The organism is Micromonospora sp. NPDC052213 (assembly GCF_040679695.1).
Taxonomy (GTDB): Bacteria; Actinomycetota; Actinomycetes; order Mycobacteriales; family Micromonosporaceae; genus Micromonospora.
On sequence record NZ_JBFAVI010000013.1, the window covers coordinates 52,046 to 76,130 of the forward strand.

Consider the following 24,085-nt stretch of genomic DNA (forward strand, 5'->3'; position numbering starts at 1 on the left):
GGGATCCTCCTCGGCATGCCCTCCTGGCCCTTGCTGCGCTGCGGTGCAGTCGGTCATGCCAGTTGTCCCGGTCTGCGGAGGCGCGGGATGGGTGCCTCCGCGTCGGCGGCCGGTGGGGCGCCGCGCAGCGACTCGATCCGGGCGGCCATCGCGGCGACGGTCGGCGCGTCGAACAGCACCCGCATGGACAGCCGGGCGCCGACGGCCTGGCGGATGCGCAGCACCAGCTGCGCCGCCACCAGCGATGTGCCGCCCAGCCGGAAGAAGTTGTCGTGCGGGCTGACCTCGGCGACACCGAGGACGTCACCCCAGATCCGGGCGATGGTGGCGGTGAGGTCGCCGTCGGCGGCGGCCACGGTGGAGGTCACCGTGGCGGCTGCCGAGCCGAGTCGCCGCTCGTGGCCCGCGACCGCGGCCACCGTGTAGGCGCCGATCGCCACCGTGCCGGTGCGGCCCTCGGCGAGGACCCGCTGCCCCGCGGCGACCGCCGCCGCGGGGGGCAGCCCGTCGTGTTCGGGCACGCCCTCCTCCTGCCACGCGCCCCAGGCCAGCGACACGAGGCGGGCCGGCCAGCCGTGCGGGCTGCGCGCGTACGCGTCGAGGAATGCGTTGGCGGCCGTGTCGTCGGCCCGGCCCAGGCCACCTGCGAGCGCGGTCACCGACGAGGTCAGCGCCACGAAGTCGAGCGGCAGGTCACCGAAGACCTCGCGCAGCACCAGCGTGCCGGTGACCTTCGGCCGCAGTTCCGCCGCCGCCTCGGCCAGCCGCGACCCGGCGGACAGGCCGGTGTCGGGCAGCTTCGCGGCGTGGATGATGCCGTCGAGGCCGCCGAGGTCACGCAGGACTTCGTCGCGTACCGCCCGCATGGCGTCCGCGTCGGCCACGTCGGCGGTGAGGTGACGCACCCGGGCGCCCGCCTGCTCCAGGGCCTCGATCGTGGCCGGCGGCGGCTGCGCGGTGCGGCTCACCAGCACCAGCTGCGCGCCGCGCCGGGCCAGCTCGGCGGCGAACGCGCCGCCGACGCGGCCCAGGCCGCCCGTGATCAGGTAACGGCCGCCGTCGCGGATGCCCGACCCGGAGGGGGTACGCCCACCCGGCCGGACCGGGACGAACTCGCGGGTCCAGCGGCGGCCGCCCAGCCGCAGCGCGACCGTCTCGGCCCGCTCGGTGCCGAGCAGTTCGTCCACCACCGCGTCCACGCCGAGGTCGCCCGGGTCGGCGTCGATCCAGTGACAGCGCACCTGCGGGCGTTCCAGCGACACCGAACGCACCACCCCGGCCGCCGTGGCGTGCTCCGGGCGCACCAGGTCGGCCCCGGTCACGTCGGCCAGTCCGGCGGTGACCACATCCAGCTCCACGTCGGCGGCCGGCAGCGCGTCCAGCAGCGTCAGCAGCGCGTAGTACCCGTGTTCCTGGGCCGCCGACACGGCATCCACATCGTTGCCGGCCGGGTCGCCGTCCAGCGCCCACGCGTGCACGATCCGGGCGGCCCGACCGTCGTCGGCGCACTCGTCGAGCAGCCGCTGGTAGTCGGCGGTGTTGGTCGCGCGCAGCTGGTAGCCGCCCGGGCGGACGGCGAAGGCAGCCCCGGGGCGGACCACGGTGACGTCGGTGCCGCGCTCACGCAGCCGGGCCGCGAGGGCCGTGCCACGCTCACCGGCCGCGAAGAGCAGCAGCTGACCGGGCGCCTCGGCGGGTGCCGTGGCGGGCAGTTGGTGCCAGACCGGTACCTCGACGACCCCGTCGTCGTAGCGGCGGTCGGCGGCCGGTTCGGCTGGTGCGGCCGCCGGCGCCGGGTCGATCCAGTGCCTGGTCCGCTGGTACGGGTACCCGGGCAGGGGCACCAGGCGTGGCTTGTCGGGCGTGGGCAGGCGTACGGGGACCCCGGCCGTCCACAACCGGCCCGCCGCCTCGTAGGCGGTCTGCCGGTCGGTCAGCTTCTCCCCCGGCGCGGGCAGCGTACGCAGCGGCGCCCTGGCCCCCTGCGGCAGGCTGAGCCGGGCGAGCCCGGCGAGCTGGCGGCCGGGACCACACTCCAGCAGCAGCCACTCGTCGGCGGCACCGGTCGCGGCGAGCCCTGCCACCGTGGCCCCGAACCGCACCGGCCGGCCCAGCTGCTCCCCCCAGTACGCCGGGTCGGTGATTTGCTCGTCGGTGAACGGTGCGGCGGTCGCGGCCGACCACACCGGCAGGTTCGGCGCCCGGCGCGGCACCGCCGCCACCATTGCCGCGAACTCGTCGCGCACCGGGGCCAGCAGTGGCGCGTGCATCGCGTACGGCGACCGCAGCAGCGTGCAGTTGACGCCGCGTTCGCGCAGCGTGTCGGCGAAGGCGGTCACCGGCTCTGGTGCGCCGGCCAGCACGCAGGTGTTGGGCGCGTTGCTGATCGCCACGGCGACCCCGGCGGGCAGCAGGGGCGAGACCTCGTCGGCGCCGCGCTGCACGGCGAGCATGCGGCCCTGCGGCGCGGCCTGGACCAGGCGGCCCCGGGCGGCCGCGAGCCGCAGCGCGTCGGGCAGGTCGAAGACCCCGGCCACGGTCGCCGCCACCAGCTCACCGATGGAGTGGCCGATCATCGCGGCGGGCGTGACGCCCCAGTGCCGCCACAGCGTCGCGGTGGCGTATTCGACGGTGAACAGGGCGGGTTGCAGCACCGCGGGTTCGGCCAGCCGCTCGTCAGCGCCGGGCTCCGTGCTGAAGATCAGCTCGTGGGGGTCCCAGCCGAGGATCCGGGCGCATTCGTCGACGGTGGCCGCGAACACCGGCTCCGTCGCGGCGAGGCGCGCGCCCATGCCGGGGTGCTGCGAGCCTTGGCCGGAGAAGAGCAGGCCCACGCGGGGCACGGTCGCGGCGTCCCCGCTGGCCCGGCGCTTCGGGTCGGCCAGCGCTGCGGCCGCCTGGGTCCGGTCCACCGCGACGACGGCGGCCCGGTGCTGATAGACCGGCCGTCCCTCCCGCAAGGTGTACGCCACATCGTGCAGCGCCAACTCGGGCCGGTCGGTGAGCCGGGTGGCCACCTGGGCGCACGCCGCCGCCAGCGCGGCCGGGGTCGCGGCGGACACCTGGATCAGCTCGCCACCACCGTGACCCGGTGCCGTGGCGGGTGCGGGAGGCGGTGCTTCCTGGAGCAGCAGGTGCGCGTTGGTGCCGCCGAGGCCGAGGGAGCTCACCCCGGCCCGCAGCGGCCGCTGCTCCTCGGGCTCCCACTTGGTCAGCGTCGACACCACGTAGAACGGGCTCGCCTCGAAGTCGATCTCCGGGTGCGGCCGGTCGTAGTTGATGCTGGGCGGGATGAGCCGGTGCTGCATCGACAGCACTGTCTTGATCAGGCCGATCACGCCACCGGCCGCACTGAGGTGGCCGATGTTGGCCTTGGTCGAGCCGACCCCACACCAGCCCCGCTCGGTGGCGCGCCGCCCGTAGGCCGCCGTCAGCGCCGCGATCTCGATCGAGTCGCCGAGGACCGTACCGGTGCCGTGGGCCTCCACGTAGCTGACCGAGCGGGGGGCGACGCCGGCGACCGCGAGGGCCTGCACGACGACCTCCAGCTGCCCGCTGACGCTGGGCGCGGTGAAGCTCGCCTTGGTCGTGCCGTCGTTGTTGACCGCGTTGCCGATGATCAGCGCCCGGATGTCGTCTCCGTCGGCCAGCGCGTCGGAGAGCCGCTTGAGCACGACGACCCCGACCCCGCTGCCGTAGACGGTGCCGTTGGCCTGTGCGTCGAACGGGCGGCAGTGCCCGTCGGCGGAGGTGTACCCGTCGTCGGCGACGTACCCGACGGCGTGCGGCAGCTCCACGCACACCCCGCCCGCGAGCGCCGTGTCGCACTCGCCGTTGCGCAGCGCCTCGCTGGCCAGGTGTACCGCCACCAGCGACGACGAGCAGGCGGTCTGCACGGTCATCGCGGGGCCGCGCAGGTTGAGGCGGAACGACACGGTGCTGGCCAGGTAGTCGGGCTTGTTGCCCAGCGACACCCGCAGCTCGCCCGCGCCCGCCAGCGTTTGCGGGTTCCGCCGGACGTTGAGCCACTGGTAGAGGTCGGCGTTGCTGCCCGCGTAGACGCCGATCTCGCCGTCGTAGCGGGTCGGGTCGCAGCCCGCGTCGATCAGGGCGGCGTGCGCGTGCTCCAGGAACAGCCGCTGCTGCGGGTCGGCCAGCTCCGCGTCGCGCGGGCTCATTCCGAACAGGCCCGCGTCGAAGTAGTCGAACTGGTCGAGCACGGCGGCCACCGGCACGTACGCCGGATCGTCGAGTTCGTCCTCGCTGACGCCGCGCGCCAGCAGCTCAGCCCGGCTGAACCGGGTGAACGACTCGGTGCCGTCGACCAGGTTGCGCCAGAACTCCTCCGCCGACGACGCCCCCGGTACGCGCAGACTGAGCCCGACGACGGCGATCGGCTCCACTGTCTCGTTCATGACGGCGTCCCCTCCGGCTCGGCCGAGTCGCTGATGTGCAGGCGCAGCTCGCTGACGTAGTGGCGGCCCTGGCCGTCGGGCAGCCACGCCTGCGGCGACCCGGGCAGCAGCTCCGACACCGTCACCGGCACGTCGTCGCCGCCCGCCCGGTGTGCCGCCCGCAGCAGCAGGCAGAGCCGGTTGGCGTAGAGCGGGCTGGTCAGGTCGGCGTACGTGGGTTTGAGTTCGGTGGCCACCCGGATGAAGACCCGCTCCGGCAGGCCCAGCGCGGCCCGCCACCGGCGTACGGCGAGGTAGCGCTGTGCCTGGTCGATGGCGCTGGTCAGGCCGGTCTGCCCGACCGTGGTGCGCCATGTCTCCCGGGCCAGCACCAGTGTGTCCACGGTGACGCGGGGGCTGTGCGGGCGCTCGGTCATCAGCTTGAACGCGTCGGCGGCGTGCACCGCGATCAGGTCGGAGAACACCTCGACCAGCGGCCAGCGGGTGCCGTCGGGCCCGGTCGCCACCATGGTGCCGTCCGCTTCGGACACCAGGGCGGCGTTGGCCGGCACGAGCCGGTCCCGCCGGGCGCCCGGCGCGTCGGCGAACGCGAGTTGGTGGTCGTCCGGCCCGGACAGCGACGCCGACAACCGGCCGCCGACCCGGGGGAAGTCGACCGGGTAGATCGGGCGCAGCCGTCCCGAGCCCAGGTCCGCCGCGTACGCGCGCCGCAGCCGGTCCGGGTCGGGATGGCAGTGCGTGAACAGCTCGGCGTTGAACGTCGCGTACGCCGCGTGCAGCTCACCGAGCACCGCTGCGAACTCGCCGTCGGCCAGCGCCTGCGGCGACTCCGCGAAGATCTGCAGGTCCGGGCTGTGCACCCGGCCGGCACTCCAGCCGGGGCGGGTCGCCGGGAACTGCGCGGCCACCCGGGGCGCCAGCTCGGCCGAGCTGGCCTCCAGCCGCGCGGCGTCGGCGGGCAGGTCGGCGAGGCCGAGCACCCGTTCCCAGCGGGAGGCGAATTCGTGTGCGACCCGGTCGACGGGCCGGTCGCCGGGCCCGAACAGCGGGCCCTGGGCGAGGAACCACAGGTCGCCGAGCCGGACCGGCCCGTCGCCGCTCAACTCGGCGTAGAGGTCGCGCAGTGCGTCGCCGTACGCCGTGGCCAGTTCGGCGGTGAGCCAGCGCGCCGCCTGCAACGCACACGCCAGTGCCGGGGCCAGGGCGTCGAGCAGGCCGGTGCCGACCGTGAACTCCACGTCGCGGGCGGTCTCCTCGTGGCACAGCGCCCGCCCGGCGTAGTTCTGCCCGGCCCGGCGGCGCGGCGGCAGCCCCGTCAGTTCGGTGAACTCGGCGTCCAGCGCGGACAACGCGTCGGCCAGTGCGGTGGGGTCGCCGGCGGCGTCGGCGACCCGGGTCCGGGCTTCGGCGAGCCGGTTCAGCCCGGCCAGGGTGTTTTCCCGCAGCGCCGGGTCGCCGATGGCGCCGATCCGCTCGCGCAGGCGTGCCTCCGCGGCGAAGCCCTGCGGCAGGTCGAAGTCCCAGCGCAGCAGGCCCCGTTCGGCCAGGTGCGCCAGCAGCAGGAAGCCTTCCTCGGCCCGGCGTACGCCGGTCTGCTCGTCGCGGACCAGGTCGTCGACGATCTGCCGCGCGGGGCGGCTGCCGTCGCACCATGCCAGCGCGATCGACTCGGTCAGCGACACCGGCGTCGGGCGCTGGGCGGGCCGGTGCACGACCCGCCCGTCCAGGTGGGCGTGCGGCGCCAGGGCCGGGGCCAGCCACGCCCGCACCAGCGGGTCTGCCGCCAGTCTGTCCGCGTACGCGGACAGGGCCCAGTATTCGAGGTGGACGGTGCGCTGGCGGAGCAGGCCGGGGCCGGGCTTGGTGGTGATGGTGGCCGGGCCGGGTTCGACGGTGCCCCAGCACACCGGCCCGAAGAAGCCGATGGTTTCGCACTTGGCGACATAGCGTTGCCAGTACCCGGCGACGACGTTCTCCCGGCCCCGGCGGCGGACGTTGCGTGGCCCGTCGGGGCCGTCCTTGACCAGCCCGTCGAGCGCCACCAGGACGTCCGGGTTCTGCCAGGTCACGGCCTCACGGAACAGCGGGTCGGCGGCGAGCTCGCACACCGCCGCCGAGGACGCCCGGGTGGCGTCGGCGTACGCGGCCGTGAACGCCGACGCGTCGAGGTCACCGGCGAGGTGCCGGTCGGCGGCGTCGGCGCAGTCCGGTGCGGCGAAGCGGTCCAGGCCGTCGGCGGGGAAGCCGGCGCTGCGCAGCAGCGCGTCACGCCAGACCGACCAGCCGGTGTCGCCGAGTGGGACCAGATGCGTCACGCCCGATCATCCTCCACGGCGGGCTCGCCGGTGGAGCGGCGCCGGACGCGCTGGAGGCGGGTGGCACCGCGGCGCGTGGCCCGTCGCACCGCCGCGTCCTCGGCGCTTTCCACAGGCGATTGCGTGGATGCGCGAGCGCCGTCGAGGTGCGTGGCGAGCGTGCGGACGGTCGGATGGCGGAACAGGTCCACCAGCCGCAGGTTCGTGCCGAGGAGCCGGTTGAGCTGCCGCTGCACGACGGCGACGGCTAGGGAGCCACCGCCGACGTCGAAGAAGCTGTCCGTCGCCGCCACCTCTGGTACGCCGAGCACGTTGCACCAGACCGACGCGATCTGGCGTTCGGTGGCGGTGGCCGGGCGCTGGGTGATCGCGCCTGACCGGCCCACGGCCCGCTTGACCCGGGCGGCCCGGGTCACGTCGCCCGGCGTCCCGGCGGGGATGGCCGTCCAGCCGGGCAGCTGTGACACGGGGTTCTTCGGATCGGCGGCTCCGGCGCGGAGTATCTGCTCGACCTCGCCGAGCACGGCCGTCATCAGGTCGGTGCCGTAGACGTCCGGGTTGAAGACGATCTCGACTCGCAGTTGCCCGTCGCGGGTCACGCCGTAGAGGGTGAGGTCGAACGGCGACCCGGGCGCGGCCACCGGCACCGGCTCGCTGTCGAGCCCGGCCAGGTCCAGCGTCGGCTCGTCGAAGGTGTACATGTTGAACAGCACCTGCACCAGCGGGCTGCGGTCCAGCTGGCCGCCGAGGCCGAGCCCGCCGACGATGCGTTCCACCGGTGCTTCCGGGTGCGCGAGCGCGGCGAGGAGTTCCTCCCACGCGGCGCGCACGTGCTCGGCGAAGCCCGTGTCGGGGGTCTGACGCAGCCGCAGTGGTGCGATCTCGATGAAGAACCCGACCATCTGCTCGAATTCTGCGGCTCGCCGGTCCACGGTGGGTGTGCCGATGACCAGGTCGGGGTGGCCGGTGCGTCGGGCCAGTACCAGCGCGAACGCGGCCAGCACGGCGGCGGCCGGGGTCGCGCCGAGTCCGGCGGCGAGGTCGGTGAGGGCGGCCGTCGCGGCCCGGTCCAGCCGGGTGGTCACGGTCGCGCTGGTGAAGGTCTGTTCGGCGGGCCGGTCTCGTCCCCCGGGCAGCTCGAGCACGACGGGTACGCCGGTGAGGTGCTCCAGCCACCAGTCCAGGTCCTGCTCGGCGCGTCGCCGGGCGCGGTCGGCGCGCCACGCGACATAGTCGCCGTAGGTGGCGGGCAGTGGCGGCAGCGGCGTCCCGTCGCCGAGTGCGGCGCGGTAGGCGGTGGCGAGGTCGGCGTAGAACAGTGACTGGGACCAGCCGTCGAAGACGGCGTGGTGGGCGTAGACGGCCAGCACGTGCTCGTCGGTGCCGGTCCGGATCAGTTCGGCCCGCCACAGCGTGTCGGTGGCGAGCGTGAACGGTGCCGCCGCACCTGCCGCGAGGTGTGTGGCGAGGTCCGTGCCCGGGGCCAGTTCGCGCACGGGCAACGGCACCGTCGCGGACGGGTCGGCCACGGCGTACGGGACGCCGTCGGTGTCCGGGATGCGCCAGCGCAGGATCTGCTGGCGGTCGGCGACGGCGGTGAGCGCCGTGGCCAGGGCCGCGATGTCGAGGGGGCCGGTGAGCCGTTCGGCGAAGGCGACGTTGTAGGCCGACGCGGCGGCGAGGAAGTAGCGGTCGAGGAACCACAGCCGCTGCTGCGCCGGGGACAGGGCCGGTGGTCGGCCCCGGGTGGCGGTGGCGGGGCTGGCCTCGGCGGCGGCGTCGGCGCGGGCGGCGATGCCGCGCAGCGTTCGCCCGAGCAGCACGTCCTCGATCGCGAGGTCGCGGCCCAGCCGTTCCCGCAGGTCGGCGACCAGCCGCATCGCGGTGATCGAGTGTCCGCCGTGGTCGTAGAAGTCGGCGTCGCGGCCGACGGCCGGCTCGTCCAGCAGCGCCGCCCAGGCCTGCGCGATCAGGCACTCGGTGTCGGTGGCCGGCGCCTCGCCCTGGGGTGCCGGGGCGGGTTCGGCGGCGGTGAGTGCGGCCAGCCGCTCGGTGTCGATCTTGCCGTTGATGGTGATGGGCAGCGCGGCCATGGTGACCATCCGCGCCGGGACGGCCGCGGGCGGCAGCAGCCGCGCGCAGTAGGCGCGCAGGTCCGCCACGTCCAGGCCGGTCGCCACGTACGCGACGAGTTCCTGGCCGCCGGGGCCGCCGCGCGCCTGGACGCTGGCGTTGCCGACCTCGGGGTGGCGGCGCAGCACCGCCTCCACCTCGCCGAGCTCGATCCGCTGTCCCCGGATCTTGACCTGCCGGTCGGCGCGGCCGAGGAATTCCAGGCTTCCGTCCGGCAGCCATCGGGCCAGGTCACCGGTGCGGTAGAGCCGCTGCCCGGGCTGCTCGGTGAACGGATCCGGGATGAAGCGCTCCGCCGTACGCGCGGCGTCGAACAGGTACCCGCGGCCGAGTCCCGTCCCGCCGGCGAGCACCTCGCCGATCTCACCGGGACCGACCTCGCGCAGGCTGTCGTCGACGAGGTGGATGCGGTGGTTGGCGGCGGGCTTGCCGATCGGGATGGGCCCGGTCCAGATGCCGCTGCCCTCGAACCAGGTCACCAGCACCGTCGCCTCGGTCGGGCCGTAGACGCTGATGAACCGGCGGCCTCCCGCGGTCCACCGGCCGACCTGCTCCGGGCCGGTGGCTTCCCCGCCGGTCATCACCAGTCGTACGCCGGGCAGCCGGGCCGGGTCCAGCAGCGGCAGGATCGGCGGCGGCAGCACCACGACGTCGACGCTCTGCTCGGCGCACACCTGGTAGAGCCGGGTCGGGTCGGCCCGCTCGGCGTCGCCGGCCAGCACGACCGTGCTCCCGGCGGCGAGCGGGGCGAGCAGGTCGGCCACCGACGCGTCGAAGCCGATCGAGGCGAAGGCCAGGCAGCGGGTCGCCTCGCCGTAGTCGGCGAAGTCCGCGATGTTGACGACCTTCTCGGTCAGCGCCCGGTGCTCGATCACCGCGCCCTTGGGCTGCCCGGTCGACCCGGACGTGAACATCGCGTACGCCGTGGTGGAGAGCGTCGCGGGCGTCGGCTGCCAGGGCACTGTTTCGGCTGGTACGCCCAGCACGGTCAGGTCGCCGAAGGCTTCGGGTGCGGCGGTGGGCGCACCCACGATGACGTGGAGGCGGGCCTCGGCGGACAGTTCGCGCAGCCGCTGCGGCGGCAGCGCCGGGTCGAGCGGGACATACCCCGCGCCCGCCGCCTGCACGCCGAGCAGGGCGACCACCAGGTCCGGACGGCGGTCCACGCAGACACCGACGAGGTCGTCCGGGGCGATGCCGTGAGCGCGCAGCGACGCGGCGAGGGCGCTGGCCCGGCCGACGAGGTCGCCGTAGCTCAGTGTCAGGTCACCCTGCACGACGGCGGGCGCGTGGGGACGCCGCTGGGCGTGCCCGGCGACCAGGTCGGGCAGGCACAGCTCGGGATAGGGCAGGTGGGGGCCGGTCATCGCATTGCCTCGATCCAGTGTCTGGTCCGCTGGAACGGATATCCGGGCAGCGGAACCCGCCGCCCCGGCGCCACGGGCAGGTCGTCACCGTCCTGCCAGGAGCGCGCGGCGGCGTCGTCGGCCACCGGTGCGCCCTGCGCGAGCGCGGTCAGCTGCCCGACCGCGTCCTCGGCGTTGGCACACGCAACCGCACCCCGATATGCCAGCCGCCGCCGTCCGACCGCCAGCGTGTGTGCCACGTCCGCCACGGCGACGTCACCGACGGCCAGCCGCTCGGCCAGCCGCCGGGCCAGCTCGCGCAGCGCCGCCGGGCTCCCCGCCGACAGCCCCAGCACCACCCGGCCATGACCTTCTTGGCCGAGCTCGCCGCCGGAGCTGTCCGGATCGTCATGGTCGTTCGCATCGGGCGCCTGCTCCACCAGCACGTGCGCGTTGGTGCCGCCGAGGCCGAACGAGCTGACCCCGGCCCGCCGCTGTCCGGCCCACGGCCGGGTCTGCGCGCTGACCTCGGCACCCGCCGCGGCCAGGTCGACGTCGCGGTGCGCGCCGGTGAAGTGCGCCGTCCCCGGCACGTGTCCGGTGTGGACGGCGTACACGGCCTTGATCAGGGAGATCACGCCGGCGGCGGCGTCCAGGTTGCCGAGGTTGCCCTTCACCGAGCCGAGCAGCAGCGGGCTGCGGCTGCCCCGGCGTACCCGGGTCAGGGCGTCGACCTCGATCGCGTCCCCCACCGGGGTGCCGGTGCCGTGGCCCTCCAGATAGCCCACGTCGGCGGGGTCCCAGCCCACCGACGCCAGCGCCTCCGCCAGCACCGCCGCCTGCCCCGCCACGCCCGGTACGGTGAAGCCGGGCCGATCGGCACCGTCGTTGTTCACGGCCCAACCGGGGAGGACGGCGTAGACGTTGTCGCCGTCGGCACGCGCCTCGGCGAGGCGCTTGAGCACCACCGCACCGGCACCGTTGCCGAACACCTGCCCGGTCGCGGCCGCGTCGTAGGGACGGCACACCCCGTCCGTGGCCAGCAGGCCGCCCGGCCGCAGGCGGTAACCGGCCTGCCGGGTCGAGACCACCGCCGAGCCACCCGCGATCGCCACGTCACAGCGGTAGTCCAGCAGGCTCTGCGCCGCCTGGCACACCGCGACCAGCGATGTCGAGCAGGCGGTCTGGATCGCCACGGCCGGTCCCGCCAGCCCCAGCGCGTACGCGGTGCGCGTCGGCAGGTAGTCGCAGCCCGAGCCGGTCAGCGCGTCGTCCCAGTCCTCCGCCAGGCCACCGAAGCCGGGCTTCAGAGCGGGGTTGCCCAGCAGGTGATGGTGCAGGTAGCGGTTGGGGCCGCACCCGGCGAACACGCCGACCTGGGCCGGGTCGCGGTCGGGATCGATTCCGGCGTCCTCCAGGGCGCGCCAGGCGACCTCGAGGAACAGCCGGTGCTGTGGATCGAGCAGTGCCGCCAGCTCGGCGGGATAGCCGAACAGGTCTGCGTCGAAACTGTCCAGGTCGTCGAGCCGCCCGAACGCCGGCACCCAGTCGGGGTCGGTGGGCGCACCCTCGGCAGCCGTCAACCGACGTACCGAGTCCACCCCGGACAGCAGGTTCCGCCACATGGCGGGTGCGTCGTCCGCGCCGGGCACCCGGCAGGACAGGCCCACCACCGCGATCTGGTCCTCGCTCACGTCCCACCCTCCCCGCCGCCACCGCCCCGCGCGGCTCTGCGCCGCGCCATCCGGTGCCCGACTGCCGCCAAACGACCATCCGCCGGTACGCCGTCAGCGCCCGCCGCCACCCCCAGGTGTGCCGCCAGCGCCGCCACCGTCGGGAACTCCACCAGCCGGGCCAGCGGCACCCGGCGGTCGAGGCGTTCCTCCAGGTGCCGCTGCAGCAGGGCGAGCTGGAGGGAATGCCCGCCCAACTCGAAGAAGCTCACCTGACGGTCCACGGCGGGCAGTCCCAGCACCGCGCACCAGCCCGCCGCGATCAACTCCTCGACCGGCCCCGACGGCGGCCCGCCAGCCCCCGCGACGGTTCGTACGGCCTCGGCATCCGGATCGGGCAGGGCTGCCTGGTCGAGCTTGCCGGTCGGGCCCATCGGCAGTTGCGCCACCGCCACCACGGCCCGGGGCACCATGAAGTCCGGCAGCACCGCCGCCAACTGCTCCCGCAGCCGTCCCGGCTCGATGCTCGCCCCCATGGCCGGGACCGCGTACGCGATGATCTCGTGCTCGCCGGTGCCGGACGCGGCCGCGCTGCGCCGGGCCACCACGGCCGCCTGGCCCACCCCGGGCAGCCCGGCCAGGTGGGCTTCGATCTCGCCCAGCTCCACCCGATAGCCGCGGATCTTCACCATCCGGTCGCTGCGACTCAGGTAGACCAGCATCCCGTCGGGCAGCCGCCGCGCGATGTCCCCGGTCCGGTACGCCCGCACCCCGCCGTGCTCGATGAACCGGGCCGCCGTGAGTTCCGGCAGGCCCAGGTAGCCCAGCGCGACGTGCGGTGTACGCACGATCACCTCGCCGGTCAGGCAGGTCGGGCGTCCGGCCGGGTCGGCCAGGACCACCTCGATGCCCGGCAGCGGGTGCCCGATCGGCACGACGGCCTGCTCCAGCTCCGCGCCGGGCGGCAGGTGGTGCTGCGCGGCGAAGCTGATCTCGGTGGTGCCGTATCCGTTGACGAACACCACGCCGGGCGCGAACGACCGCCGGGCCAGCGCCACGTCGTGCCTGGTCACCTCCTCGCCGCCGAGCACGACGGCGCGGATCGACGGCAGCCGCCCGCCCTCGCCCAGGCTCGCCACGAGGTATCGGTAGACGGTCGGGGTGGAGTGGTAGATCGTGACGTCCCGGTCGGCGAGGGCGCTGGTCAGGTGGCCGAGGCCGTGTGCGCGGACGTCGACGGGGGCGGCGGCGGCGCCGGACAGCAGGGCGCTGAACGTGTCGGTGACCGCCATGTCGTAGCCGAACGAGGTGAGCACGCTGGTGCGGTCGTCCGGCCGGACGGCGAAGTTACGCACGTGGTTGCGTACGCCGAACAGCACGTTGCGGTGGCTCTGCACCACGCCCTTCGGCGTTCCGGTCGACCCCGAGGTGTAGAGCACGTACGCCGGGTCGTCCGGCCGTGCGGGCCCCCGCAGCACCGACAGGTCGGCGTGGGATGTGCCCGGCTGGAGGTGCATGATCGGCAGCTCCGGCAGCCCGGCGTCGGCGGCCAGCGTGGCGGCGAGCCGCGCGTGCTCGGGGTCCGTGACGATGGCCCGCACCCCGGCGTCGCGCAGCATCCCGGCCAGCCGGACCGGCGGGAACACGGTGTCCAGCGGCACGTACGCGGACCCCGACGCCAGCACCGCCAGGATGCCGGTGACCGTGGCGACGCCGTGGCGGCACAGCACCCCGACGGGTGCGGGCGGCGCTGCGACGTCGCTCGGATCGGCCAGGGCCACGGCGGTCGCGGCTACGGCGGCGCCGAGCTCGCGATAGGTCACGGTCGCGTCGTCGGCCAGCACCGCCGTCCGCTGCGGGTACGTGGCGACGACCGATGCGAACGCGGCCGGGATCGTGTCACCGCGTACGCCGTCGGCTTCGGTGCCGTCGCCGCCGTGCAGCCGGGCCAGTTGTGGTGCCGGGCGCTGTTCGTAGCGGGCCGACGACAACACGTCGGCCGACGACGCGGCCGGGTCCAGAGCGGACAGGAACTCGGCCAGGTCGGCGCACAGGTCGTCGGCGTAGTCGCCGGGCAGCCCCGACAGGACGCCTCCGACCAGGTCAGGGCCCAACTGGACGCTGGCGTCGGGGGCGGCACCCGGCGGTGCCGGGCGCACCGACCGCCACAGCTCGCGGATCGGGGCGTCGGCGGTCAGGTCCAGCGCCACCAGGTCGTCGCCGTGCCGCAGCGTCACGACCTGGGCGCCGGTGTACCGGCGTACCAGCAGGGCGGTCGCGGTGAGGACCACCGCAGCCGGGGTGACCCCGGCGGCGTCGGCCTGCGCGGCAAGCCACGCAGCCCGCTCGGGTGACAGGCCGAGCGGGCGGTCGGAGTACGCCAGGCTCATCATGTGTTCAGGACGGCGGCCGCGACGTCGGCGACCGTGGACACCTGGGCGTCCGCGTCGGCGACGGCGAAGTCGTTGGAGTAGCTCCCGGTGCCGTGCACCACGATGTCGTGCCCGGCCGGTACCAGGCCGCGGTCGATGGCGTTGCAGACACCGGTCAGCGCCATCACGATCGACCACTCCCGCAGGTGCTCGGGGTCGGCGGGCAGCGTGAGCCCGGCGTTGGCCAGCCAGTCCCGGGCCACCGGGTAGCGCTGGGCGCATTCGCGCCGCGACACGACGATGCCGTCGCCGCCGTGCCGCTCGATCAACGCGTTCATCGCCGGGGAGGTCACCGGGCGGTGGGTGTAGAAGGTGGGGTCGAGCACCTCGGCCGGGTCGTCGGTGACGGCCGGGAAGTGCGCGTCCTTGTCCTGCGTCCAGGCGCCCACACCCTCATCCAGGGTGTACGCCGGGCAGTTGTCCCGCTCGAACGAACCGTGGCGCAGGCTGAGCACCATGTCGGGCGTACCGAGGTGCTGCACGAGCAGGAAGCCGGGGCGGTCGGCAGGGCTGGCCTTGCCCGCCGCTTCGAGCACGTCGCGGCCCAGGTTGTAGCCGAGCAGGCCGAAAGCGCTGGAGACGGCGTGCGCGTGCCAGCGCGGGCGGGCAGCGCCGGCCGGGGCCACGTCAGCCTCGAAGGCGGCCCGGGCGGCGTCCGCGACCAGGTAGTTCTTCAGGTCCAGGCTGTACCACAGCGTGACGCCGTGCGTGTCGTGCATCGTGGCGGCGTACTCGTCGACGAACGCGCGGCCGAGCGCCTTCACACCCTCCGGGTCGCTGCCGGTGTACCGCAGCAGCGGGTTGGCCTGGCGCGACCGCGGGTCGGCGGCCAGCGCGTCTTGGCGGAACTTGTGCCGGGTCGACTGCGGTGCCAGCACCACGATGGACAGCTGCTCCGGCGTCACCAGCCCGGCCGCGTAGGCGCGGGCCACCGCGTCGCGCAGTGCGACACCCTTGTTGCCGGAGGTCGGCGTGAAGATGCACAGCCGGTCCCCGGTGCGCCGGACGTGTTCCACCGCGCGGGCGACGATCACCATCGACGCGAACGTCTTGGTGGTCTGGGTGCCCGGGTTCGCTGTCAGGTCGAGCAGCTGGAGGTCGTGCCCGCCGTATTCGCCCAACCGGGACCAGCTCGCGGTGGCGGCGGCGTAGAACTCGCGCACCGCCGGGGTCAGCTCGGGCAGGTCGAAGCCGGGCGCGAAGCCGGGCGTCCCGGCAGGGCCGCCGGGGACGGCGCCGCACTGATCCACCGCCGAGGCGATGACGTCGTAGTAGTCGGTGATCAGGTTGCGTGTGGTCGGGGCGGTCACGGGCATCGGGATTCCTCCAACACACGAGGCGCCGGCGCCGGTGGCACCGTTCGCAGATGGTCGCGCAGGGCGATGAACCGAGCGAAGACCTCAGGCAGGTCGGTCACGCGCCAGCCTTCGGCCAGTTCCGGCTGGTACGCCGACAGCGCCGCCCGGGCACGCTCCGGATAGCGCACGTGGCCGTCGCTGACCTCGACGCCGTCACGGTGCCCGGCGGCGGTGTTCCAGGCGACGGCCTGCGCCGCGCTGACCTCGGGCGGCAGCCGCAGCTCGGCCCGGCCACCGTGGAGCCGGACCGGATAGCCGCCCGGTAGGCCCAGCGGCCCGGGCAGGCTCGCCACGACCTCACCCGCGCCGGTGGCGAGCCCCGCCACCAGGGCGGCGGCGGCGTGTCCGGCCAGCGCGTTCAGCTCCGGCCGGGGCAGGGCACGGTAGTCGGCCAGCAGCCCGGTGACGTCCGGGACGGGCAGGCCGTCCAGCCAGGCGCGTACCTCGGCGGTGCCGTCCCCGGTGTTGTCCGGGCCGGGCGCGGCGAGGTGGGCATGGTGGCCGAGCACCGCCAGCCGCCGCGGCCCGGGACGGCCCAGCGCGGCGTCCAGACACGCGGCCAGGGTCGCCACGTTGCCGATGCCGCACAGCACGGGCAGATTCAGCGCTGCCAGCAGCGGGTTGACCGCGTCCGGGAAGCAGCCGTTGACCAGCACCGCGTCCGGTGCGCCGCCGGCCAGCGCGGCGGCCAGCCGGGACACCAGCTCGGCCTGCAACGCCAGCGTCACCCCGAAGCCGGCCGTGGCGACCAGCTCCGTCCAGGCCGACGGCGCGTGCACCCGCTCGTACGGCGACTGGGTCGACGCGGCGCAGACCAGCACGTCGGGGCGTAGCCGGGCCATCGACGCGGCGTCGGCGGCGTACCCGTCGCCGGGGTCGGTGGACGGTTCGGCGGTGAACGGCTGGGCGGTGAAGTCGACCCGGGTCCCGGCGACGGTGGCGCACACCTGCGCGCCCCGGGCCGCGCCGGCCGCGGCGGTCAGGTCGCGGGCCAGCACGGTCACGCGTATCCGCTGGGGGGTTCGCACCGAGGCCAGGGAATCGCACAGCGAGCGGGCGAGCTGGCCGCTGCCCACCACGACGACGTGCCGCGGCGCGTTACCGAGGGGGGCGGACATCGCGTCTCGCGTCCGTGACCCGGGCCAGCCAGTCGGCGAAGGACCCGGCGCGCAGGCAGCTCGCCGGGGACACCTCCAGGTCGGCCATCTCGCGCACCCGGTGCGCCACCCGCAGCGCGGTCAGCGAGTGCCCGCCGAGGGCGAGGAAGTTGTCGTCGTCCTGGACGGCATCGACGCCGAGCGTGACCCGCCACGCCTCGCGCAGCCGGTCGGCGAGGGCGCTGCCCTGCTCCGGGGCCGCTTCCGTGTGCCGCCGGGGTGGTGGCGGCAGCTCCAGCCGGGCCACCTTGCCGTTGGGCAGGCGGGGCAGGCTGTCGACGAAGACGAGCTGGTCCGGGTGCATCGCGGGCGGCAGCACCGACGCCAGGTATCCCTGGAGCAGCCCGGTTGTCAGCAGCTGGTCGGCGGGCTCGTCCCAGGGCGAGGCCGCCTGCGGCTGGTCCTGCGGCCGCATCGCGTAGATGTAGCTGACGTCGGCGTCCGCGCCGACGTTCCAGTCACCGATCTCGTGCACCTCGAACCCGGCCGCCGACAGCAGCTCGCGCACCTGCGGCGCGGTCACGCTGCTGCGCTCGACCTCCAGGCACACCTGGCCGATGCGGGGCCAGTGCTCCGGGCGCAGGCCGCGCAGCACACTCAGCTCGGCGCCCTCGGTGTTGACCTTCAGCAGGTCGACCCGGTCCAGCCCGAACCGGTCCAACAGCTCGGACAGGGTCACCGTCGGCACCACGTGCGCCACCGGCGTCAGGCGTCGGTGCGCGTCGGCCAGCAGCGCGGCCTGCTCGGCCTCGTCGGCGTCGCCGCCACCCTGCCGGTAATGCGAGCGGACCAGGTCCGACGCGGCTTCGGCCCGGTCGGCGCCCAGGCCGGACAGGTAGCTCAGCTCGGGAAACGAGATCAGCTTGGCCGTGCCCGCCGTATCGGTCACCGCGGCCTCGACGACGGATGCGGACTCGGCGTAGAGGCTGAGGTTGGCCCGAAGGTACGGCAGGGTGTCCGGGTTCGGCTCGACCGCGATCAGGTGCACGTCGCGCGCCTGCCGGGTCGCCCACAGGGAGAACAGGCCGATGTTGGCGCCGACATCGACAACGACCGCACCGTCACCGAGGCGTACGCCGAACCGTGAATACTCCGCGTGGTCGAAGATCTGCCGGTAGAGGAAGACCGCTTCGTCCGGCGACGCCGCCGTCACCGCCATGCCGTTGGGCAGCCGGAACCGGGTCAGTCCGCCGATCGTCGGGGCCCGCCGTGGCTGCGGCACGACGTACCCGACCAGGCGCGGCCCGGAATCCTCGTCCGGCGCGGCCACGACCACCGCGTCGTGCACGGCGGGATGCTTGCGCAGCACCGCGGCGACCTCGCCCGGCTCGACCCGGATGCCCCGGATCTTGACCTGGTCGTCGACCCGGCCCCGGAACTCCAGGAAACCCTCCGGCGCGACCCGTACCAGGTCACCGGTGCGGTAGAGCCGGGCACCCGGGTGTGCCGGATCGGGTCGGAAGAGTTGCGCTGTCCGCTCGTCGTCGCGCAGGTAGCCCAGGCCGACCGCGACCCCGCCGATCCACAGCTCACCGGTCTCGCCGTCGGCGACCGGCCGGAACTCCTCGTCCAGCACCCGCGCCGACACCCCGCCGATGATCCGGCCGACCGGGGCGATGCTGCCCGCGTACGCCTCGGAGCAGTCCCAGTAGGACACGTTGATCGAGGTTTCGCTCGGGCCGTACCCGTTGAACAGCCCGCACGGCAGCGCCGCACGAAACCGCCGGACCAGCTGCATGTCCAGCGCCTCACCGCCGCACAGCACCCGCCGCAACGTGACGCATCCGGCGAGTTCCGGCTCGTCGAGTACGTGCCGCAGCATGGTCGGCACGAAATGCGCGGTGGTGACGGCTTCCCGCTGGATCAGCCGGACCAGGCCGAGAGTGTCGAATTGCAGGCCCGGCCCCGCGATGACCACGGTGCCACCGGCGATGAGCGGGGAGAAGATCTCGTGCACCGACGCGTCGAACCCGATCGACGCCTTGTGCAGCACCCGGTCGTCGGCGGCGAAACCGAACCAGTCGTGGCCCCAGGCCAGCCGGTTGACCAGCCCGGCGTGGTGCAGCACGACACCCTTCGGCTGGCCGGTGGAACCCGAGGTGAACAACACCAGCGCGGCCTGCTCCCCCGGCGGCAGCCAGCCCGCGCGATCCGGCAGATCGGTCCCCGCCACCACCCTGGCGGTACGCACATCGCGCCAGCCCGTGCCCGCCGGCGCGGCGACGGTGGCGGGCCGGTCCGCGTACAGGACGAGCCGGGGTGCGGCAATGGCGAGCATCTGCTCGGCCCGGCCGGAGGGTAGCTCGGGATCGACCGGCACCGCGACCGCGCCCACCGTGAGCGTCGCCAGCAGCGAGGTCACGTAGTCGGCGGACCGGTGCAGGTAGAGGCCGACCAGGTCACCGGGCCTGATCCCGGCCCGGCGCAGCAGTTCGGCCGTCGCGCCGACCCGCTCCCACAGCTGTGCGTAGCTCAGCTCACCGTCGGGGGCGACGATCGCGGGCCGTTCGGCGTCGGCGCCCGAGGGCCGGTGTACCAGATCGAGCAGGTAGCGCGGGCTGGACATGGGGGTCATGCCGTCCTAGTCGCGACCGCGACGATCGCCATCCGGGGCACCTCGGCGACGAACTGCCCGTCGGCCCGGTAGACGACCGGCCGCGCCGGGATGCCGTCACGGCCACCGAGCGCGGCCAGGTAGCCGGTGTGGTCGAAGTGGCGCGTCAGCAACCGCCACACCTCGTCATCGCGCAGGGTCGCGAAATACTCCCGTACTCCGTACATGTCGCCGACATAGTCGCGAATCCGCGCGTACGCGGACTGTGCGGTGTCGGCGCGCACGATCAGCGGGTCATAGAGGTCGACGATGCGTACCGGCAGATCGGCCTGGGCGAACAGGCTGGTCAGTTCCGCCCGGCTGAAATGCTGGTAGTCGTGGCCACCGGAGGCGTGCGCATGCACCACCTCACCGAAGAAGCCGGCCATCGGGCTCGACTCGTCGAAGTCGTGCAGCACGATCCGGCCACCGGGGCGGACCACCCGGGCCGCCTCCGCCACCGCCAGCGGCCGCTGGTGTGCCGGGATGTGATGCGTTCCGTAGGCGAGCAGCACCGCGTCCAGGCTGGCGTCGCGCAGAAACAGGAAGTGCGCGGCCTGGCGTACGGCGGGCAGGCCCTGCGCGAGCGCCTTGTCGATCATGTGGCCGGACATGTCGCCGGTGATGAACTCCAGTTTGGACTCGAAGCAGGCGGACTGGCTGCTCGCCGCGCGCGCCACGGTGCCGTCGCCGCCGAGCACGTCCAGGATGAGGGTGACCGGCTCGGATCCGGCCGGAGTGGCGAGATCCAGCAGTTGCCGCATTCCGGTCCAACGCACCAGGGTGTCGCGCTGGGCCCGGCGATAAGAGTCGCCCCGGCCGGTGGAGTCGGTGTCGAACTCGCTCACGGTGGCGGCCAGTTCCGCCAGCGCCGCAGCCGCACCCGGGCGCTCGAAATCAAGCATCTCGCGCAGTTGGGGGTGGACGGTCGCCACCGTGTGCAGGTACTCCCGCAGAATCAAAGACGGCAAGTACGACGAGCTCATGAGCACCTCGGCGCACGCAACGGTTTTGCCGCCTCGTCAGCGACGTCCCTTCGACGAACGGATGGCGAACTGTAACACCGCGTTCCGCCGGCCCGCCAGGTCGAACACCCGACACAATGGAAGCCCTGGTATGGGCAGAAGTCCTTACCGATCCTTTGTCGATGATTGCGCCACAGCGGTGTGATCGGCGACAATGCGGCGCATAATGTCCAAGATTTCCGACTGGTGGTCAGTCAGGAAGAAATGCCCGCCGGCGAACACATGTCGCTGTGGCGGGGCTGCGCATTCCAGCGCCCACCCGGCCGCCCGGTCCAGGTCCACGTGCTCGTCCCCGTCGCCGAGCAGCACGTGCACCGGCAGCTCCAGCGGCGGCTCGGCGCGGTAGGCGTACCGCTCGGACAGGGCGAAGTCCGCCCGGATACCCGGCAGGATGAGCTCCATCATCTCCCGGTCCGCCAGCAGTCCGGCCGGGGTGGCCCCGAAGTCGCGCAACGCCTCGATCAGGCCGGTGTCGTCGAGTTCGTGACAGCGCTGCCTGATCAGCCGGGTCTGCGGCGCCTCGGCCCCGCTGACCAGCAACGCCAGCGGATCGGGCGCGCCCCGGCGGCGCAGCTCCCGGGTCACCTCGAACGCCACCAGCGCACCCAGGCTGTGCCCGAACAGCAGGAACGGCCCCGACACCCGCTCGATGACCGCCGTCGCCAGCTGATCCACCAGCTCCGTAACGTCGTCGACGGGCGGCTCGTGCATCCGGATCCCTCTGGCCGGCATCAGCGCGACCTGCAAAGACAGTTCCGGCTCGGCCATCGCCTGCCACTCCATGAAGGACGCGGCGATGCCACCGGCGTACGGGAAGACGAAGACCTGCGCATCGCCGGTGGACCGCGCCACTGACCCGAACCAGCGGCTCCCGCCGCCCGCACTCACCAGGGACATGACCGCGAGCATAGGTCAACCATGGAGCGGAGCCGCCCTGGCCGAGACCCTCGGGCGGCTCCGCAATGGACGACAATCAGACGGTCAGCAAGCTTTCCAAGCCGGTCAGCGGTACGCGCCCCCGAACAGCCGCAGGCAGTGCCACAGGGCTGGCCTGATTGAAGCTGATCACGGGCAGCCTGAGATCCCTTGCACCGCAGTTGCCCTCCAGCGGTGCAGTCGCTGGAGGGAGCCGAATTCGCTGCCGGCCAGGATCACACCGTCGATGCCGGGTGGCACGTGCCGGCGTACCTGCCGAAAACCGTCATCGGGGCGGATCTGGAACTGGCAACCCGCGTCCCGCACCTCACAAGGGTTGCAGGTCCCGCAGACCGGGGCCGGGCATTCTTATCGTGATCATGCTGGCGGCCGAAAGCAGCGGCGGTTGATGGAAACTGTGCCAGTCAGCTGAGCTCGGCCCGGTCGAGGCGGTCCAGCAGGCTTGGCTTACGGGCATGCCGTTCCCGCAGCTGCCGCACGCGCTGGTGAAACACCTCGGTGTCGCCGTCCCGATCGGCCAGCGCCTTCAAGTCGACCATCAGCTCGACGGCAGCGTCGTACTCCTTCGGCCTCTTCGTCTCGATCATCGCGGCCACCCGCTGCCACGCCTGCTCCTGCCGCCCGGCGAGCGCATTCAGGTGCTGCTCGCGGGCGGCGGCGGCAGCCCGCTCACGACGCTCCCGCTCGGCGGCCTCGCGCTCGCGGGCGAGCCGCTGCCGTCGCAACCTGCGCTGCCCCGCGGCAGCCAGCAGCTCCCCGACCGTACGGCGACCGCCGGTGCTGTCGTTCGGAGTCGTGCCGCGGAGTCGGGCCAGCAGTTCCGACCGCAGGTGAGCGTCGTCGCCGCGCAACAGCCGTAGGACAACGTCGTCCTTCTCCGACTCGGGCAGCGCCTTCACCCAGCGGGACAGCACCGCCATCGACGGCGTCCTCTCCTTCAGTGGCGCGCTCGTCTCGGCTGCCACGGCGAGCAGGTCCGGGTCCAGCCGTAGGAAGTCGACCAGGGCGTGCAGCGGCCCGGAGAGGTCCTGCAGACCAGGTGGGACGGGCGGCTCCGGCTCGTTGTCGTCCAGCTCCCGGACCTGTACGCACAGCAGCCACGCCAGGTACAGCAGGCGCCGATCTCCGGCGGCCAACTCGGCCCGGGCGGGAAGGATCGCGGCGAGGTGGCCGCCGCCCTCGTAGACGTCGTCGCCGTCCTCGTCCTCGCTGTACAGATCAAGGATCACGTGTGAGCGGGTCGCCCAGGAACAGGCCGACTCGCCGACGCAGTACTGCGCGGCCGTGCGCGGATCGAGCACCGCGATCGGTATCCGCAGCGCGACCCGGTGGGTTCCCCAGTTCGCCAGGTACAGGAACGCGTCGAAGTACCGCTGCATCCACTCCCGCGGGTCGCCCTTCAGGTCACCCCACTGGTAGTCGTTGACGAAACTCGACGGCGTGATCCGCGCCCGCGTCGACAACGCCCGCAGCTCCCGCTGCTGCGTCGACGTCAACGGCCGGTCGACCGCCACGAACTCGTAGTACTGGTACTCACTCACCGCCGACACCCTCCGCCATGATGATCATCCACCAGCCCAGTGCCGGTACGCCTCGATCCACTCCGCGCCGGGCGGTGATGGCTCCGGCAATGGAAGATCCAGAATCCCGACCGCCTGCCGGATTCGACCGCGATGGCAGATCGCGACCACGCCGCCGTGGCGCAGGTCAACCCGCCGCACCGTCACCTCGACACCCAGAACCTGCGTCGTGAACGGCACCGCCAGGTTGCCCTCGATCATCGTGTAGAGGCCAGTCAGCTGCTCATCATCGTCGTAAGCGTCGACCGTCGCCTCGCCGACCAACGCGTCCAGCTCGGCCCGGCTGAGTGAACCCACCGCAGCACCCTATGACAGCCCCGCACGTCGTCCCGAGCCACCATGTCCACCGAGCTGATCGCTGCCCCGCCTCGCTGTCGAGCAAGGCGCAAGGTGAGCGCAAGCGGCCTGCCGACGGGCCGCCGACCTGCTGCTTATCAGCACAGGCCGTCCGGCCAACACCACGCTGGCGCGGATCGCCGCCTGCAGCCCCCAACCTGCATGGTCAGACCGAGGATGCCTGGTACCGACTCACGCTGACACTGCTGCAGACAGTCGCGGCACCGCGTACGCGCAGGCGGCAGGATCGACGCATGTTCCTCCTGCGCGCGACCGCGAAGCTGCGCCGACGCATCGGCCGTCCGCCCCGCATGACGGCGAGCGGTCCACGACATTGCTCGGCGACTGGTACGCCACCCTGCCTCCGTGGCGACCGCAGGTCGCGCTGCTCGTCAACGAGCGCACATTGCTGCCGGCGCTCATGCCCCTCGCGCCGGCCGCCACCATGCCGGCCCGGGTCGCCGACCAGGTCGGCGAGGTGCTCGCCGCCCAGAGCGTGCCCGACCCGGCGCACTTCAACCCGGTCGTCTCCACCGTCGACCGGTGTCTCGGCCGCCGCACCGGCACCGGCCTGACCGCCCGAGGGCTCGCCGCCTACGTCCCCGCACAGGTCATGGGTGCCATCGCCGGGGCGGTGCTGGCTGACCTCACCAAGCCCAGCCGGTCAGCGTGACGGGGGATGCTGCGGCGCCGGGGCTGTGTGCGCCGTGACCGCCCTGTTCACCCTCGGCGGCACGATCGCGATGGGCGGGGTGGACAGGGCGATGGACACGCCGGGCCTCCCGT

The 24,085-nt window shown here is 73.6% G+C and carries 13 protein-coding genes; 1 reads left to right on the plus strand and 12 read right to left on the minus strand.

Annotation, left to right across the window (positions count from 1 at the left end; all coding sequences use genetic code 11):
* Positions 1 to 53 precede the first annotated feature (53 nt).
* The 12 genes from AB0L34_RS05855 to AB0L34_RS05910 all read right to left on the minus strand — a co-directional run bounded on the left by AB0L34_RS05855 (position 54) and on the right by AB0L34_RS05910 (position 23,260).
* The gene (locus AB0L34_RS05855; protein WP_363702256.1) at positions 54 to 4,415 is read right to left on the minus strand and encodes an SDR family NAD(P)-dependent oxidoreductase; all 4,362 of its coding nucleotides are present in this window, start codon (positions 4,413 to 4,415) and stop codon (positions 54 to 56) included.
* Positions 4,412 to 6,730 carry a lantibiotic dehydratase gene (locus AB0L34_RS05860; RefSeq protein WP_363702258.1) on the minus strand — a complete coding sequence of 773 codons (2,319 nt, stop codon included), beginning with the start codon at positions 6,728 to 6,730 and terminating at the stop codon, positions 4,412 to 4,414. Before AB0L34_RS05860 ends, AB0L34_RS05855 begins: the two co-directional genes overlap by 4 nt.
* Positions 6,727 to 10,230, minus strand: coding sequence for an amino acid adenylation domain-containing protein (locus AB0L34_RS05865; RefSeq protein ID WP_363702260.1), 3,504 nt, complete (start codon positions 10,228 to 10,230; stop codon positions 6,727 to 6,729). Before AB0L34_RS05865 ends, AB0L34_RS05860 begins: the two co-directional genes overlap by 4 nt.
* A complete protein-coding gene (locus AB0L34_RS05870) occupies positions 10,227 to 11,903 on the minus strand; it encodes a beta-ketoacyl synthase N-terminal-like domain-containing protein (protein WP_363702262.1) in 1,677 nt (558 codons plus the stop codon). The genes AB0L34_RS05865 and AB0L34_RS05870 overlap by 4 nt, the downstream gene beginning before the upstream one ends.
* The gene (locus AB0L34_RS05875; RefSeq protein ID WP_363702264.1) at positions 11,900 to 14,275 is read right to left on the minus strand and encodes a non-ribosomal peptide synthetase; all 2,376 of its coding nucleotides are present in this window, start codon (positions 14,273 to 14,275) and stop codon (positions 11,900 to 11,902) included. The genes AB0L34_RS05870 and AB0L34_RS05875 overlap by 4 nt, the downstream gene beginning before the upstream one ends.
* On the minus strand, positions 14,272 to 15,630 hold the full coding sequence (locus AB0L34_RS05880) for a DUF6002 family protein (RefSeq protein WP_363702266.1): 1,359 nt from the start codon (positions 15,628 to 15,630) through the stop codon (positions 14,272 to 14,274). Before AB0L34_RS05880 ends, AB0L34_RS05875 begins: the two co-directional genes overlap by 4 nt.
* Positions 15,621 to 16,790, minus strand: coding sequence for a potassium transporter TrkA (locus AB0L34_RS05885; protein ID WP_363702268.1), 1,170 nt, complete (start codon positions 16,788 to 16,790; stop codon positions 15,621 to 15,623). Before AB0L34_RS05885 ends, AB0L34_RS05880 begins: the two co-directional genes overlap by 10 nt.
* Positions 16,771 to 19,404 carry an amino acid adenylation domain-containing protein gene (locus tag AB0L34_RS05890; protein WP_363702270.1) on the minus strand — a complete coding sequence of 878 codons (2,634 nt, stop codon included), beginning with the start codon at positions 19,402 to 19,404 and terminating at the stop codon, positions 16,771 to 16,773. The genes AB0L34_RS05885 and AB0L34_RS05890 overlap by 20 nt, the downstream gene beginning before the upstream one ends.
* On the minus strand, positions 19,401 to 20,408 hold the full coding sequence (locus AB0L34_RS05895) for a class I SAM-dependent methyltransferase (RefSeq protein ID WP_363702272.1): 1,008 nt from the start codon (positions 20,406 to 20,408) through the stop codon (positions 19,401 to 19,403). Before AB0L34_RS05895 ends, AB0L34_RS05890 begins: the two co-directional genes overlap by 4 nt.
* Positions 20,409 to 20,552: 144 nt before the next feature.
* Positions 20,553 to 21,344 (minus strand): alpha/beta fold hydrolase, encoded by a 792-nt coding sequence (locus AB0L34_RS05900; protein WP_363702274.1) that lies wholly within the window; start codon positions 21,342 to 21,344, stop codon positions 20,553 to 20,555.
* A gap of 443 nt (positions 21,345 to 21,787) precedes the next feature.
* Positions 21,788 to 22,924, minus strand: coding sequence for a hypothetical protein (locus tag AB0L34_RS05905; RefSeq protein ID WP_363702276.1), 1,137 nt, complete (start codon positions 22,922 to 22,924; stop codon positions 21,788 to 21,790).
* Positions 22,925 to 22,948: 24 nt separating this feature from the next.
* A complete protein-coding gene (locus AB0L34_RS05910) occupies positions 22,949 to 23,260 on the minus strand; it encodes a hypothetical protein (RefSeq protein WP_363702278.1) in 312 nt (103 codons plus the stop codon).
* A gap of 373 nt (positions 23,261 to 23,633) precedes the next feature.
* On the opposite strand from AB0L34_RS05910, the gene AB0L34_RS05915 reads away from it, so the two are divergent.
* Positions 23,634 to 23,972, plus strand: coding sequence for a hypothetical protein (locus AB0L34_RS05915; protein ID WP_363702280.1), 339 nt, complete (start codon positions 23,634 to 23,636; stop codon positions 23,970 to 23,972).
* Positions 23,973 to 24,085 lie beyond the last annotated feature (113 nt).

What these genes read in the sequence shown, in the direction of transcription:
- AB0L34_RS05875 (WP_363702264.1), bottom strand. Translation starts at nt 14,275, where the DNA reads ATGATGAGCCTGGCGTACTCCGACCGCCCGCTCGGCCTGTCACCCGAG.
- AB0L34_RS05890 (WP_363702270.1), bottom strand. Translation starts at nt 19,404, where the DNA reads ATGACCCCCATGTCCAGCCCGCGCTACCTGCTCGATCTGGTACACCGG.
- AB0L34_RS05880 (WP_363702266.1), bottom strand. Translation starts at nt 15,630, where the DNA reads ATGCCCGTGACCGCCCCGACCACACGCAACCTGATCACCGACTACTAC.
- AB0L34_RS05865 (WP_363702260.1), bottom strand. Translation starts at nt 10,230, where the DNA reads ATGACCGGCCCCCACCTGCCCTATCCCGAGCTGTGCCTGCCCGACCTG.
- AB0L34_RS05855 (WP_363702256.1), bottom strand. Translation starts at nt 4,415, where the DNA reads ATGAACGAGACAGTGGAGCCGATCGCCGTCGTCGGGCTCAGTCTGCGC.
- AB0L34_RS05885 (WP_363702268.1), bottom strand. Translation starts at nt 16,790, where the DNA reads ATGTCCGCCCCCCTCGGTAACGCGCCGCGGCACGTCGTCGTGGTGGGC.
- AB0L34_RS05900 (WP_363702274.1), bottom strand. Translation starts at nt 21,344, where the DNA reads ATGTCCCTGGTGAGTGCGGGCGGCGGGAGCCGCTGGTTCGGGTCAGTG.
- AB0L34_RS05895 (WP_363702272.1), bottom strand. Translation starts at nt 20,408, where the DNA reads ATGAGCTCGTCGTACTTGCCGTCTTTGATTCTGCGGGAGTACCTGCAC.